Genomic DNA, 15,304 nt, shown 5'->3' with positions numbered 1-15,304 from the left:
TTTCAAATTTCCGAAACAGGATTCTACTCGGATTCAATCATAAACGCATCGCTCCCAACTCGTAATTAATTGACTCTTTTACTGTCTTTTAATACGCGAGAGCCTCAATAATAAACGTGCAGCGTCATGACGTTTGTGAAGGCGACTCTAGCGGGAAAAGTCGCAGCTGAATACCCCCCAGCGGAGCGCGGAGGATGAAGCGTCACCCGCAGAAAGCGTCCTTCACATTAGGAATGACTACAAAAAAGCAGCTACCAAAAAAGGTAGCTGCAAAAATGACTTATTTTACTAAATTTTGAATAACAACACTATTTGACATAGAGCCACAAAAAAAACGTCTGTGACCCACTGAAGCTTGGTCGCAGACGTTTTTTATTTAGTAAATCGTTGTTGTATCAGCGGAGATATGCTCGACGTTACGTTTAACGGCTTGCATAAATTGACCGCAGGCAACGCCATCCATCACACGATGATCCATTGAGAGACAGAGGTTGATCATATCACGAATACCGATCATATTGTTCACAACCATTGGCCGTTTTACAATCGATTCAACTTGTAAAATACCGGCTTGCGGATGATTGATAATGCCCATTGACTGGATTGAGCCAAATGAACCCGTATTATTAACAGTAAAGGTCCCGTCTTTCATATCCTCAGCGGTCAATTGATTGTTTTGCGCTTTTTTGGCAAAAGACAATACTTCGCGAGCAATCCCTTTGATTGATTTTTCATCAGCATGGCGAATAACTGGGACATATAAGGCGTCATTTGCCCCAATTGCAATCGAAATATTAATATCTTGATGCATCACGATTTTATCACCCTGCCACGAACTGTTCATAATCGGCACTTCTTTAAGTGCTTGCGCAACAGCTTTCACAAAGAAGGCAAAATACGTTAAATTAAAACCTTCTTTGTGACGAAACTCATCTTTAAGGGCATTACGAAAAGCGACTAAATTTGTAACATCAGCTTCAATCATCGTCCAACCATGAGGAATTTCAGTAGCACTGCGCACCATATTGGTCGCAATCGCTTTACGTACACCGGTCACCGGAATCATTGTGTCACCGGTTGCAACCGGTGATGATTGGACTGGTGCTGTTGGCTGTGGCTGAGCTGGTGTTACTACCGCTTCTGTTGATGTTGTCGATGGCACAGGCACACCCTTTTTAATGGCCTGTTGCACATCCTTACGTGTAATCCGTCCTTCATGACCACTACCAACGAGTTGATTTAAGTCAATGTTATGGTCTTGTGATAAGCGTAAGACTGCTGGTGAATAGCGTTTGTTGGCTGGCGCAGTTAGGGGCTTTGTTGACGCTGCACTGACCGTAGCCGCTTCGGTTTGTTCAATTGGGGCAATAGGCGTTTCTGTGCCACTCTCTGCTGTTACAATCGTACAAATAACAGCATCAACTGCCATCACTTCATCTTCTTGCGCGATAATGTCTTTAATCTCACCGGTAAAACTTGATGGGATTTCAGCCGTTACCTTATCGGTAATGACCTCCGCAATCGCTTCATATTTTTCAACCTGATCACCAGGGGCAACGAGCCACTTTGTAATTGTTCCTTCTGTGACACTTTCTCCTAGTTTAGGCATTGTCATTTTTTCAATTGCCAAACGAATAACCTCCTCTAATTAAAATGCTGCGAGTTCGCGAATTTCATGTTCGATTTGCTCAGGTGTAATCATCGTGAATTTTTCGAGTGTCGGTGCATAAGGCATCGATGGCACATCAGGTGCAGCTATCCGTCGTATTGGCGCATCCATCTCGAAGAAACACGACTCTGAAATAATTGCCGCTACCTCACCGAGCACACTGCCTTCAAGGTTATCTTCGGTTACGAGGATGACCTTCCCGGTTTTTTTAGCTGCAGCAATAATCGCCGCTTTATCAAGTGGATAAATCGTCCGCAAGTCTAAAATATGTGTTTCAATCCCATCTTGCGCCGCCATTTCGGCCGCTTGCAAGGCAAAGTTGACCATCAATCCATAAGTAATAATAGTGACATCGTCACCCTCACGCTTTACATCTGCTTTGCCAAGCGGAACAACGTAATCAGTTTCAGGTACCTCGCCTTTAATGAGACGGTAGGCACGTTTATGTTCGAAGAAAAGTACGGGATCGTTTGAGCGAATCGCCGCTTTCAATAAACCTTTGGCATCATAAGGATTTGAGGGAATAACAATCGTTAAACCGGGTTGACCCGCGAAGATTTTTTCAACTGACTGTGAGTGGTATAAACCACCGTGAACGCCTCCACCAAACGGTGCACGAATGACCATTGGCACGGTCCAATCGTTGTTTGACCGGTAACGTGTTCGGGCAGCCTCGGTCATAATTTGATTGACTGCTGGTAAAATAAAGTCCGCAAATTGAATTTCACAAATCGGACGGGTGCCAAACATGGCAGCTCCAATACCGACACCGACAATCGCCGACTCCGCTAATGGCGTATCCATCACACGTTTCGCTCCAAATTGCTCATATAAGCCATCTGTTGCTCGAAAAACACCGCCTTTAACACCGACATCTTCACCGAGTACAAATACTTTTTCATCACGCGCCATTTCTTCTTTCATCGCTAACGTGATTGCATTAATATAACTCATTACTGCCATAATTAAACACCTTCCGTTTCTTCATACACGTAACGTAACGCTGATTCTGGTTCAGCATAGGCTGCATTTTCAGCATAATCAGTCGCTTCGTTAATTTCCGCTTTAACCTCGGCTTCAATCGTCGCTTTTAAGTCCTCATCAATCACCTGATTAGCCAACAAGTAGTTTTCAAAGATAACAACGGGATCACGTTCATCACGTGCTTCCTTCACTTCTGCTGCTGTTCGATAGGTCATATCATCATCATCAGATGAATGAGGCGCAAAGCGATACGACATCGTTTCAATCAAGGTTGGTCCTTCGCCACGACGGGCACGGTCAAACGCTTCTTTCATCACGGCATAAACAGCAAAAATATCGTTGCTATCTACCGTAAAACCTGGAATGCCATAGCCAATTGCACGATCAGACAACCGTGCAGCCTTATACTGTTTATCAGCCGGCACTGAAATCGCATATCCGTTGTTTTCAATCACGAACACTACTGGTAAATCATGCACGCTGGCGAAGTTAATACCTTCATGAAAATCACCTTGGTTCGATGAGCCGTCACCGGTACTTGTGTAGACAGCCGCAGTTGAATTAAGCAGTTGAATGCCTAAGGCAAAACCAGCCGCATTAGGAAACTGTGTCGTTACTGGTGATGACTGCGTTGCAATTCGGTTCTTTTTATCGCCGAAATGTTCCGGCATTTGACGCCCCCCTGAATTGGGATCTTCGGCCTTCGCAAACGCTGATAACATAATGTCTTTTGCAGTCATACCACTGCTTAACACAACACCTAAATCACGGTAGTACGGCAGTAAATAATCCTGTGTTAAATCCATCGCAAAGGCGGTCGCAATTTGAGCGCCTTCTTGTCCTTGACCTGATACAAGAAAAGGAATTTTTCCTGCACGGTTTAATAACCACATGCGTTCATCCACACGTCGGGTTAACACCATCTTTTTGTACATCTCTATCAAGGTCTCATTCGATAAGCCTAATTGCTCATGCACCTCTGATAATTTCATTAATTCAATCATTTATACGTTCCTCCTTAAAACTGTAGAGCGTGTCCATCTACGGCTAAAGCCGCTTCACCGAACGCTTCTGATAGGGTTGGATGTGGGTGTATCGTCGCAGCGATTTCCCATGGGGTCGCATCGAGCACAAAGGCGAGACCCGCTTCACTAATTAAATCAGTCACATGGGGGCCAATCATATGTACGCCGAGCACATCATTGGTGTTGGCATCAGCAATTACTTTCACAAAACCATCTGTTTCACCATATACAAGTGCTTTTCCGACGGCACTGAAAGGAAACTCTCCTGTTTTTATATCGTAATGCGCCGCTGCTTCGGCTTCGGTTAAACCAATCGAGGCAACTTCTGGATAGGTATACACACAGCGTGCAATTGCTGATGCTTTGATTGGCATTGTTTTCACACCCGCGATATGTTCGACGGCATGAATGCCTTCATGCATCGCCACATGCGCCAGTTGCAGGCCACCAATACAGTCGCCAACTGCATATATATGACTTTCTTTTGTTTGGTAATTAGCGTTGACCTTAATCGCGCCCTGCTCTAATTGAATGGCCGTATTTTCTAAGCCGATATTTGCCGTTACTGCTTCACGACCGACTGAAATCAACACTTTTTCAGCGGTAAAACGTTGGCGCTTGTCATTAATGACCGCTTCAAAGCTAACGTTTTCAGCTGTCTCAACAAAACTGGTAGCATCGACCGCTGCCTTCGTTACAATCGTAATGCCGCGTTTTTTCATCAAACGTGTTAATTCGCGCGCGACTGCCGCATCCTCTGTCGGTAAGATGGTCGGTCCGTATTCAATCACTGTCACCTGTACACCTAGGTCATGTAACAACGAGGCCCACTCCATTCCAATCACACCACCGCCTACGATCACCATCTCTTTTGGTAGTGTTTCCAGTTGCAAGGCTCCTTCAGATGATAAAATGCGGTCGCTATATGCGAGTTCGCCTAATTGACGTGGTTGTGAACCGGTCGCAATCATAACGTTTTTAGGAATTAATGTTTCGAGTTCATCATCTGCCAACTGCACAGAAATGGTCCCCGCCATCGGTGAAAAGATTGACGGACCTAAAATCGTCCCTTTGCCAGCATAAAAATCAATTTTATTCTTTTTAATTAAATACTGCACCCCTTTTTCAAGTTGGGCTACAATCGCTGTTTTACGTGCTTGTACTGCTGTGAAATTCAGTGTCACTTGATTGACGTCAACACCGAATTGTGTCGCCTCCTTTGTTTGGCGTAACACTTCGGCCGAACGTAGCAGTGCTTTGCTTGGAATACAGCCACGATGCAAACACGTGCCTCCAAGTTCTGCTTTTTCAACTAAGGCAGTTTTCAAACCTAACTGACTGGCACGAATCGCGGCAATATAACCACCGGTACCGCCACCAAGGACGACTAAATCGTATTCTTTCGACATTTTATTATAACCTCTTTCATCTAGAAGATTGATAGTCCCTAACTGTTTCAGTCCCTTGTAAAATACGTAAACCAATCTCACCCATCGTCTTCATTTCTAACTGATCTTCGATGGTATATATCGGTGCAATCCATTCGATATAAGGGATTAGTTGTTCAACTAAATAAGGGCTAATGGTCATTCCACCAGTGAGAATAATCGCATCAATATCCCCTTTTAAGACCGTGGCATAGGCACCGATTTCTTTGGCGATTTGATAAAGCATCGCCTCATAAATCGCAATGGCTTTCTGATTACCTGCTGCAATTTCCCATTCAACATCCGTTAATGAATCAGTGCCTAAATAGGCGGAGAAACCACCCTCGTGGATTAGTTTATCAATTTTTTTCGGTTCAATTAAGGCATCACGGTATTCAATCAACCATCCACTTAATGGCAAGGACCCTGTTCTAATCGTACTAAAAGGACCACCACCAAAATAGCCATTGTTGACATCGACTACTTTGCCATCTTTGTGTACTCCGACTGAAATAGCAGATCCTAAATGGGCCACAACGAAACGTGAGCTCTCATACGATTTCCCGATTTTTTCAGCCACTTGTCGACTGACCGCCTTTTGATTTAAGGCATTGAAATAACTGCGGCGTTCAAATTGTGGATGTCCCGAAATACGAGCCTCTGGTTGTAATTCATCAACGGTTGGTGGGTCATACGTAACGGCTGGTATGTGATAATAGGCGGATAATGACTGCGCTAAAATCGCTCCAAAACTGCCTTCGACTGTGTATGAGGCATTAGCAATCAAGTCAGCTACCATCGCTGCATTAATCGTATAGACACCACTACTCAATGGTTTCAGATAGCCCGTATTGCTGATAACTAAATCAATTTTTTTCATCTCGATCCCCGCTTGCTTTAGCTGTAAAAGCAACCGTTGTTTCATGACCGTTAGTTGCTTTTGGCGTCGTGTCTCATCATCGATGGTCAATATAAGATTGTCACGAATTGTTTTATTAAAAACTAATTTGTCATCTTTAAAAACAGCTATTTTCAGTGACTGGATACCCGTATTAATGACTAAGATATGGTGACTGATGATGGTAATACCCCCTTTTTTAAGACCTGGTAATAACTCCACATACTATATCATAGGTGATTATCTTTTTTTTAGCAAGTCATAGCTATTCGCTTCTTGCATGAACGTTTATTTCATCGACTCAGCCTGCTGAATTAGTTCACGGGCATGCAGTTCTGTCGACGTTGTCATTTCAGCGCCACTCATCATCATTGCAATTTCAGCCACACGTTTATCAAATGAGAGTTCCGTGACACTTGTTAACGTCCGTTCACCGGTAATTTGTTTTTCAATATGATAATGGTGATCCGCCATCGAAGCCACCTGTGGCAAATGCGAAATACAGAGTACTTGTGAATCAACTGAGACCGAGTAAATTTTTTGGCCGATTGCTTGTGCCACACGACCACTTACGCCGGTATCAACCTCATCAAAAATAATACTTGTAATGCCTTGATGTTTCGAAAAAATCGTTTTCATTGCCAGCATCATCCGTGATAGTTCACCACCGGAGGCAATCTTATGCAACGGTTTAAGCGGTTCCCCAGGATTGGTCGACGTATAAAATTGAATGCGATCACTGCCGCGTTCATTCAAGTCTTGTTCAGCAAACTGCACACTGAAAATCGCCTTGTCCATGTATAGCTCTTTAAATTCATCATGAATAGCCGCAGTAAGAACCTCTGCCGCTGTTCGACGTATGTGCGTTAACCCTTCGGCCTTTTGTGTCAATTGCGTCGCTATCGTTTCAATTTCAGTTTGAAGCTGTTCGGCATGCGTTTCACTATGCTGTAAATTATCTAATTCACGGCTTATTTTGTCATGATATTGCATCATCGCACTCACTGAATCGCCATACTTACGTTTCAATTGGGTGAGCGCATCCATCCGTGTTTCGATTTGATTCAACTGTTCAGGATTGAATTCAAGACTCGCTAATTCTTGATTCAGTTCCGTTGCGACGTCGGTTAAGCTATAGTAGGCCGATTGCACCGTTTCAAGCCACGTTTTATAGCGACCATCAACATCCTGGATGGCATTGAGGTGGTTCATCACTTTCGCTATTTGGTCAAGGGCTGATTGTTCTCCTTGGAAAAGGTCGTAACTTGCTTCAACATTGTGATTGATTTTTTCATAATTTGCCAGTAATGACCGTTCTGCTTCGAGCGTTTCTTCTTCGCCGTCGACTAAATTAGCACTCGCTAATTCTTTCTTTTGGAAAACGAGCATGTCAATTCGTTGAGCAATTTCTTGCTCATTTTTATTGAAACGTTTGAACTCTTGTTTTTTCACTTTTAATTGCTGATAGAGCTGCTGATAGTCTGCCAATGGTTGCGCGATTTCTTCATGAGCAAATTGATCGATTAAAAACAGATGGTGCGCTTCATTCATCAGGTCTTGGCTTTCATGTTGAGAGTGAATATCGAGAAGTGTCTCACCGACATCTCGCAAGTTCGTTGTTGTCACGAGTTTACCGTTAATCCGACAGACATTTTTACCACTGCGCATTAATGTGCGGTTGAGCACAACCATATCTTCTCCGACTTCAATCCCTAACTGACCTAATACGGCATAAGCTCGTTTATTGTTTTCAATTGTAAACAAGGCCTCCAAAACGGCCTTTTCAGCTCCATGTCGTATTAAATCGGTCGAGGCACGCCCACCCACAATTAAACCTAAGGCATCAATAATAATCGATTTACCGGCACCGGTTTCTCCTGTTAAAACGGTTAAACCTCCTTTAAAAGACAATGCGACTTCTTCAATAATTGCTAAATGACGTATTGATAATTCTTGGAGCATTATCTCATCCTCCTCTTTCTACGGTCTTTCTGCTAAGCACTAGTCCTACGCTTAGAGCATTTCTAAAAACATCAGTTCATATTCTTCAGCATTTTGCTCAGATAAACAAATAACTAAAATCGTATCATCGCCACTAATTGTGCCGGCAATACCTTTGAATTGTGAGTTATCAATTAATGAGGCAATCGCATTCGCATTTCCTGGTAAGGTATGCATAATTAATGTATTATTCACTTTTACCATGCGGATAAACGAGTCAACAAGCGTGCGTTTCAGTTTATCTAATGGATTAAAACGGTTATCAGCTGGTAAACTATAGCGATACCCCCCGCGTAAAGAAGGCACTTTCACTAAATGTAATTCTTTTATATCACGTGAGACGGTCGCTTGTGTCACACTGTTTCCTTTTTCTTCGAGCAATGACACCAATTCTTCTTGTGTATCAATATCGTTGTTGGCAATTAAATCTCTAATGAGCACATGACGTTGTGCTTTATTCATATCAGTCACACCTTTCTGTTTCGTTACTATTATTGGAACATACCCTATAATTATACCATTTTTATGCAGTTGATGCGATTAAGAGCTAACCTCCATAACACATAAAAAAACTCGGAAAACGCAAATTGGCGTCAACCGAGTCATTAAACTATCCTTTTAGCGTATGATGAGCGCGTGTCACAATTTCTTTAATCGTATCTGGCGCAAGGTATTGACCTTCGTAATTTGTTTCACCAGCATAGTTAAGATGGGCAATAAATTCAATATTACCTTCGCCACCTGTTATCGGTGAAAAACTGAGGTTTTTTACGTCAAACCCTAGTTTTTGTGAGAAGCTTAGTACATCTTCGATTACTTGTTGATGCACTTTTTCATCACGGACAATTCCTTTTTTACCGACCTGTTCACGCCCAGCTTCGAACTGTGGCTTAATTAAGGCCATCACATCGCCATTAGCAGCAATCACCTTCGTTAAGGTTGGTAGAATTAAGCGCAATGAAATAAAGGACACATCAATCGTGGCAAACTCAGGTACACCCTTCGTAAAGTTTTCTGGTTCAACATAACGAAAATTCGTATGTTCCATCACTTCTACACGTTCATCGTTCCGTAATTTCCAAGCGAGTTGGTTCGAACCGACATCAAGGGCATAACTCATCTTCGCACCATTTTGGAGGGCACAATCGGTAAAACCACCCGTTGAACTCCCAATGTCTAACATGATTTTATCTGTTACGACAAAATCAAAGGCTTGTAAAGCCTTCTCAAGCTTAAGTCCCCCGCGACTGACGTAAGGCATCCGTTGTCCCTTAACATTTAATTCAACCGTGAGTTCAATTTTTTCACCCGGTTTATCGACCCGTTCTTCTTTAATGTAAACAAGACCTGCCATCACAGCACGCTTCGCCTGTTCTCTCGTATCGAATAATCCTTGTTGGACTAATAACACATCGACCCGTTCTTTTAATTTCATCGTCTTTAACTCCTTTATCTTGCCACTTTTTACTTATTTATGCCTCTCGCTCAGCAATCATTGCTGTCAGTGCCTCAAGGTAGGCTGTATCGTAGGGTAGTTGCTCCAATAACGCATAAGCCGCCTCTGTATAAGCTGTTAATTGTTGTTGCGCCCCTGCTAAAGTTAACAGTGATGTATAGGTGCTCTTGTTTAACTGTGCATCCATTCCGGTTTGTTTACCCATTTTGGTAGCGTCACCGATTACATCTAAAATATCATCTTGGATTTGAAAAGCAATCCCAATCTTAGTGGCAAAGTTTTCTAACAGTTGATACTCTGACATATTCGCCCCACCGACAATCGCACCGGCACATACGCTCGCCTGTAAAAGCGCCCCTGTTTTTTGGCTGTGAATTTGTGCCAATTCAGGCAAGCTAACTGCACGTGTTTCAGCTTCAATGTCACTTTGTTGCCCGCTAATCATCCCACTAGGCCCCGCCGCATAGGCAAACAAGCGGATTAATTTTATACGTGCTGTCTCACTTAAATGTGGCGCTGTTGCAAGCTGTTCAAAGGCTAATGTTAACAGCCCATCACCTGCTAAAATAGCGGTTGCTTCATCAAATTGCTTATGACTCGTCAGACGTCCTCGACGATAATCATCGTTGTCCATCGCAGGTAAATCATCATGAATTAGCGAATATGTGTGAATAAATTCCATCGCCATGGCAGGTATCATCGCTGCTTTGAGATCAGAGGTAAACAAGGTTGCTGTCGCTAAAACAAGTAACGGCCTAATCCGTTTGCCACCAGCCGCTAATGAATAGTCGAGTGCTGCCTGATGACGTGGGTTAACGTCGGGCAGTTGCTGTAAGGTTGCTGTCATCGTTGCTTCTAGTTGTTTCTTACTATTCGTTACAAACGATTCAAACATCAGGCGTCAGTTCCCTTCATTGCAAATGGTGTTGTTTCACCGTCTGCTTGGACGAGTTGCACCATTTTTTCTTCAGCATTTTTCAATTGGCTGTCACATAAAGCCGCCAGTTTAACACCTTGTTGATACAATTCTAATGCTTCTTCTAAACCGATTTCGCTGTTTTCCAACTGTTTAACAACTGTATCGAGTTGCGACATTGCTGTTTCAAAGTTTACTGTTTTTGCTGCTTCCATGGGCTGACATCTCCTTTTTAGTAACTGTCGCGGTTAAAACACCATCGCGCATTCGAATCCGTACGGCTTCATTTAATGCCACATCAGTGACTTTATTTAAGACTGTTCCCGTCTTTGTTTCAACAAGTGAAAAGCCACGTTGCATCACCTGTAGTGGACTCAAGCTCTCAATTTGATTGATTTTATGACTGAGTGTGAGACGTTTATGTTCAAGTTGTGCACGATATGCTTTAACGAGGTTAAGTGTTTGTTGCTCTAATTGTTCTTGACCACGTTGAATACGTGCCTGTGGATTCGTTTGTTGTAGCTGCCAACTGAGTCTTTCAAAGCTAAAGCGCTGTGCTGTTACACGTGCTTTTAAGGCCGCTATTAAACGTTGCTGATAATTATCTAGCTGTTGATACTGCTGTTCAATCAGCCGTTGTGGCTGCTGTCTCGCCAGACGTTCTTGATAATGTGCTAACCGTTGTTTCTTATCAGCAAGCACATTCTTCAAGCTGTCTGTTAATCGTTGTTGTTGATGTTGAATGGTAGTTAGTAACTCCACTGTTTGTTTAACTGCAATTTCAGCAGCTGCTGTTGGTGTGGCTGCTCGATAATCGGCAACATAGTCACTTAAAGTTGTATCGGTTTCATGGCCGACAGCCGATATAATCGGCACCTTGGCCTCATAAATGGCACGGACAACTTGTTCCTCGTTGAAGGCCCAAAGGTCCTCAATTGAGCCACCACCACGTCCAACAATTAACACATCCAACGGGGGTTCAAATTGATCAGCTCGCTTAATTTGACGTGCCACTTCGACAATCGCTTGATCGCCTTGAACAGCCGCTGGAAATAAAATGATGTCTGTTTGCGGTGAACGTCGTTTTAAGGTTGTCATAATATCGCGAACAGCTGCACCCGTCGGTGAGGTAATAACACCGACTCGTTGCGGATATGCTGGTAAAGGTTGTTTATGTGCCTCAGAAAAAACACCTTGGTCTGTCAGCATTTTTTTGAGTTGTTCAAAGCGGACAAATAAGGCTCCGACACCATCAGGTTGCATTTCTTGGGCATAAAACTGATAGTTGCCACCACGTTCATACACGTCAATTCGGCCACTAATTAGCACTTTCATTCCATCTTCAGGCTGAAAGCCTATCGTTTGAGCCGCTTTTGCAAACATCACGGTCCGAATTTGTGACTTATCATCTTTCAAAGTGAAATAGAGATGTCCACTCGCCTGACGTTTGAAATTCGATAATTCACCTTGGACATATACTTTTTTTAAATACGGGTCGGCATTAAACTTACGCGCAATGTACCCGGTTAATAATGTTACCGACAAATAGTTCGCTGTCATTTTGGCACACCTCGTTTCGATTGACTAGCGGTAGTGAAAGGGATTGGTCGAAACAGTTGCTGCTATCCAGACGAGACTAGCTAATTCGGGTGTAGCACTGAGTTTCGCAATAACACCTGGAATCATAATCTTTTCGATTGTATGCCCTGCATCAAGCAGTGCAAAGTCCAGTTCAACCGCATCATGTGCCTGATGATAATAGATATCGCCTGTGATGAGCACATCGGCCTCTGACTGGGCCGCTTTCTTAATATAGCGATTGCCATCGCCACCTAACAGCGCGACAGTCTCAATCCTTTTTTGCGGTAACCCAACAAATCGAACACCATCTAACTGCCACACTTTTTTTAATGTTAATGCGAGTTGTTCTAAGGTCAGCGGTTGTTTTAAGCGGCCAATACGACCGATGCCATACACTTCATCAGCCAATGTCGTTGTTTTCTCCAAGAGACGTACATCGCTCAACTCAAGTGAGGCAGCTAACATATCATTGACGCCACCATTAGCAATGTCGAGGTTCGTATGGGCGGCATAGACTGCAATATTATGTTTCAATAGTTTAGCGATCATCCGACCACGTGAATGATTTGTGTCAATCGCTGTCAGTGGCATGTATAACAGTGGATGATGGGCAATAATTAAATCGACTTTGTTAACAATTGCTTCATCAACGACCGTTTCAAGCACATCTAGCGTCACAAGCACACGGGTAACTGCTTGTTCAGTTGAACCAATCTGTAGACCAATCGGATCATTGTTCATTTTCAAACGTGGATCCGCCCATTGCTCCATCACTTCGATTACTTTGCCTACAGTTACCATCTATATCACCTCATTAATCTCAGCAATTGCAGCTTGTAACTGCGCTATTTTAGCTGTGTTGGCTGCTTTAACATTCGCTTGTTCAATCCGTTCAATTATAGTCGCTAATTTCGCCTGCTCTGCTAACCAGTACTTTTTAAAGACAGCCGTTTTTTCAACCATTAGATGAGGCCCAAAACGGAGCTGTTGTGGTGTGTAGTTAATCGGCGTGAAACTCTTTTCTAAGACGAGTACCTCATAAATCTTACCTTCTTCTTCAAGGATTGTCTCAGCGATGATACAATAATCATTCACTTGCGCCCACTCTCGAATCGCATGAGCAGCAATATTCGGTTGTAACACTAGTCGCATCGTATCTGTTAATTTCGCCTGACCTTCCTCTAAAATCGTACGAATCAACGGGCCACCCATACCGGCAATCGCAATGGTATTAACAGCATCATCAGCTTGTAAGACGGCTAAACCGTTACCCTTACGTACACTGATTTTGTCACTCAAGGCTAATGACTGGACATGCTGTAAAGCCGATTGATAAGGACCTTCGACCACTTCGCCAGCAATAGCTGATAACGCTTTGTTAGTTAGAATCGCATAGCAAGGTAAATAAGCATGATCCGAACCAATATCGGCAATATGTGCCTCTGCTGGAAAATAATCAACGACTGTTTTTAGTCGCACTGATAGTGCTCGTTCATTCATCGCTGTGACCTCCTGTTTCATTTTCAAGTACACGTGTTCCTGCATGATAACCGGCTAACCGACCGGTAACGAGTGCACAGGTAATGTTGAATCCACCGGTGTACCCGTGAATATCAAGAATTTCGCCACTGAAAAAGAGTCCTTTAATCTTTTTACTTTGCATTTCCTTTGGAATAATTTCTTTAACGGAGACACCACCGCCTGTAACAAAGGCCTTATCAAAATCATATGTTCCCTTGACCACAAAGCGAAAATCTTTTAATTCAGTTGCGAGTTGCACCCATTTTTTAGGTGAGATGGCGACACTCATTTCTTCGGCATCGATTTGCAAGCGCTCTAAGAAAAACACGAGTAAGCGCTCTTGAATTAAACCTTTCAAAGCATTCTTCACTTGTTTTTTTGGATCTTCTTTCACACGTTGGTTAATGTCAGCTTGAATTTCAGCTAACGTTTTATCGGGAAACTGATCCAATTTCATCGTGACTGTCTCTACCTTATATTTCTCCTTTGTTTTAATCACAAAAGAGCTACAACGTAAGGCTGCTGGTCCTGATACGCCAAAATGGGTGAAAATCATATCCATCTTATGTGTGACGACCACTTTGTTTTTCGGGTTTAAAACCGTTAGATTTACTTCTCGTAGCGAGATTCCTTGTAAGGTCTTATCTAAAATAAATGGTTCATCCGATAAGACTGGTACCTCAGTCGGAAACAATGGAGTAATCTTATGTCCCGCTGCTTTGGCCCATGCATAGCCATCCCCTGTCGAACCTGTTTTAGGAACCGCTTGACCTCCTACAGACACAACCACATTTGGAGCGTATACTTTATCGCCACGAATTGTTTCCACATAGTCAATGGTATCTTCGTTGTAGTGAATCGCTTTAACGGGACAGTCTTGCCAAATTGTAATATCTAATTCTTCCATGCGTTGGGCTAATGCTGCTAACACATCACGCGATTTATTCGTGGTAGGAAACATCCGCCCATGATCTTCTTCTTTAAGACCGACGCCAACACCTTCAAAGAAACGGATAATATCTTCATTATCGTACATCGCAAAAGCACTGTATAAAAACCGGCCGTTACCTGGCACATGTTTAATAATTTCATCGACTGGTAAGCGGTTTGTTACGTTGCATCGTCCGCCACCTGACATAACTAATTTACGGCCTAGTTTATGACCTTTTTCAATTAATAAAACTTTTTTACCTTGTTCAGAAGCCGCAATCGAAGCCATTAGACCTGAAGGTCCACCACCGATTACAACCACATCAAAGTTAGTCAAATACGCCACCTCAAACTCATTTTTTATTTACTCTTATTTTAGCATAGAAGCCTTTGTTTTTATAGCTTTGACCTCTTTGAGATACCGTTAAAAACAACGATGCTCTCATATTAATTAAATACAAAAAAAACACCCTTTCGGATGTTTATAATGGCTTGGCAACGTCCTACTCTCACAGGGGGAAACCCCCAACTACCATCGGCGCTAAAGAGCTTAACTACTGTGTTCGGGATGGGAACAGGTGTATCCTCTTTGCTATCGTCACCAAACATGTGTTTGAATTTCATCTAACCATTGTTCTTCATCGTTGTCTCCTTCGTCTCAATTGTCACATACAAACGTATGCTCCGCAATCAACTCATTGACGCCTTGAATAACTCGCTTATCTAAAATTCACATTAATAGATAAATCATCTACTAATTGCTTGGATAATTATGAAATTATCATGAAAGCTTGCACTCTCAAAACTGAATACTAATTGATGTTTTTTCGAAAGGTAACAACCCATCGTCATTTTTCGCTTTTAAAACTTAATAAGGTTAAGTCCTCGACCTATTA

Annotated in this window: 14 protein-coding genes and 1 rRNA gene; all 15 read right to left on the bottom strand. The window is 42.8% G+C overall.

The window, feature by feature from the left end; all coding sequences use genetic code 11:
• Positions 1-376: 376 nt before the first annotated feature.
• The 15 genes from BCAMP_RS08420 to rrf all read right to left on the bottom strand — a co-directional run bounded on the left by BCAMP_RS08420 (position 377) and on the right by rrf (position 15,014).
• Positions 377-1,630: a dihydrolipoamide acetyltransferase family protein gene (locus BCAMP_RS08420; RefSeq protein ID WP_035314996.1), complete on the bottom strand. Its 1,254-nt coding sequence runs from the start codon at positions 1,628-1,630 to the stop codon at positions 377-379.
• Between the two features lie 18 nt (positions 1,631-1,648).
• A complete protein-coding gene (locus tag BCAMP_RS08415; protein ID WP_035314995.1) occupies positions 1,649-2,632 on the bottom strand; it encodes an alpha-ketoacid dehydrogenase subunit beta in 984 nt (327 codons plus the stop codon).
• A 2-nt stretch (positions 2,633-2,634) separates the two neighbouring features.
• Positions 2,635-3,657, bottom strand: coding sequence for a thiamine pyrophosphate-dependent dehydrogenase E1 component subunit alpha (locus tag BCAMP_RS08410; protein WP_156921196.1), 1,023 nt, complete (start codon positions 3,655-3,657; stop codon positions 2,635-2,637).
• A gap of 14 nt (positions 3,658-3,671) precedes the next feature.
• Positions 3,672-5,087 (bottom strand): dihydrolipoyl dehydrogenase, encoded by a 1,416-nt coding sequence (gene lpdA, locus BCAMP_RS08405; protein ID WP_035314994.1) that lies wholly within the window; start codon positions 5,085-5,087, stop codon positions 3,672-3,674.
• A gap of 16 nt (positions 5,088-5,103) precedes the next feature.
• Positions 5,104-6,225 carry a butyrate kinase gene (gene buk, locus BCAMP_RS08400; protein ID WP_084038719.1) on the bottom strand — a complete coding sequence of 374 codons (1,122 nt, stop codon included), beginning with the start codon at positions 6,223-6,225 and terminating at the stop codon, positions 5,104-5,106.
• Positions 6,226-6,291: 66 nt separating this feature from the next.
• Positions 6,292-7,965, bottom strand: coding sequence for a DNA repair protein RecN (recN, locus tag BCAMP_RS08395; protein WP_035314993.1), 1,674 nt, complete (start codon positions 7,963-7,965; stop codon positions 6,292-6,294).
• A gap of 51 nt (positions 7,966-8,016) precedes the next feature.
• Positions 8,017-8,466 (bottom strand): transcriptional regulator AhrC/ArgR, encoded by a 450-nt coding sequence (ahrC, locus tag BCAMP_RS08390; protein WP_035314992.1) that lies wholly within the window; start codon positions 8,464-8,466, stop codon positions 8,017-8,019.
• 148 nt (positions 8,467-8,614) lie between these two features.
• On the bottom strand, positions 8,615-9,439 hold the full coding sequence (locus BCAMP_RS08385) for a TlyA family RNA methyltransferase (RefSeq protein ID WP_035314991.1): 825 nt from the start codon (positions 9,437-9,439) through the stop codon (positions 8,615-8,617).
• A gap of 37 nt (positions 9,440-9,476) precedes the next feature.
• Entirely contained in the window at positions 9,477-10,355 is an 879-nt protein-coding gene (locus BCAMP_RS08380; protein ID WP_035314990.1) for a polyprenyl synthetase family protein, read from the bottom strand.
• Positions 10,355-10,591 (bottom strand): exodeoxyribonuclease VII small subunit, encoded by a 237-nt coding sequence (gene xseB / locus BCAMP_RS08375; protein ID WP_035314989.1) that lies wholly within the window; start codon positions 10,589-10,591, stop codon positions 10,355-10,357. The genes BCAMP_RS08380 and xseB overlap by 1 nt, the downstream gene beginning before the upstream one ends.
• Complete coding sequence (gene xseA / locus BCAMP_RS08370) at positions 10,563-11,936, bottom strand: exodeoxyribonuclease VII large subunit (RefSeq protein WP_051456982.1); 1,374 nt, start codon at positions 11,934-11,936, stop codon at positions 10,563-10,565. Before xseA ends, xseB begins: the two co-directional genes overlap by 29 nt.
• Before the next feature lie 24 nt (positions 11,937-11,960).
• Positions 11,961-12,758 carry a Nif3-like dinuclear metal center hexameric protein gene (locus BCAMP_RS08365; protein WP_035314988.1) on the bottom strand — a complete coding sequence of 266 codons (798 nt, stop codon included), beginning with the start codon at positions 12,756-12,758 and terminating at the stop codon, positions 11,961-11,963.
• Positions 12,759-13,457 carry a tRNA (adenine(22)-N(1))-methyltransferase gene (locus BCAMP_RS08360; protein WP_035314987.1) on the bottom strand — a complete coding sequence of 233 codons (699 nt, stop codon included), beginning with the start codon at positions 13,455-13,457 and terminating at the stop codon, positions 12,759-12,761. It abuts the gene before it with no gap.
• A complete protein-coding gene (locus BCAMP_RS08355; protein WP_035314986.1) occupies positions 13,450-14,745 on the bottom strand; it encodes a BaiN/RdsA family NAD(P)/FAD-dependent oxidoreductase in 1,296 nt (431 codons plus the stop codon). Before BCAMP_RS08355 ends, BCAMP_RS08360 begins: the two co-directional genes overlap by 8 nt.
• A 153-nt stretch (positions 14,746-14,898) precedes the next feature.
• A 5S ribosomal RNA gene (gene rrf, locus BCAMP_RS08350) occupies positions 14,899-15,014 on the bottom strand.
• Between the last annotated feature and the right edge of the window lie 290 nt (positions 15,015-15,304).

It is taken from the genome of Brochothrix campestris FSL F6-1037, assembly GCF_000525915.1.
Lineage (GTDB): Bacteria > Bacillota > Bacilli > Lactobacillales > Listeriaceae > Brochothrix > Brochothrix campestris.
The sequence above is the reverse complement of the archived record's forward strand: the minus strand, read 5'-3'. Positions and strand labels throughout refer to the sequence as shown.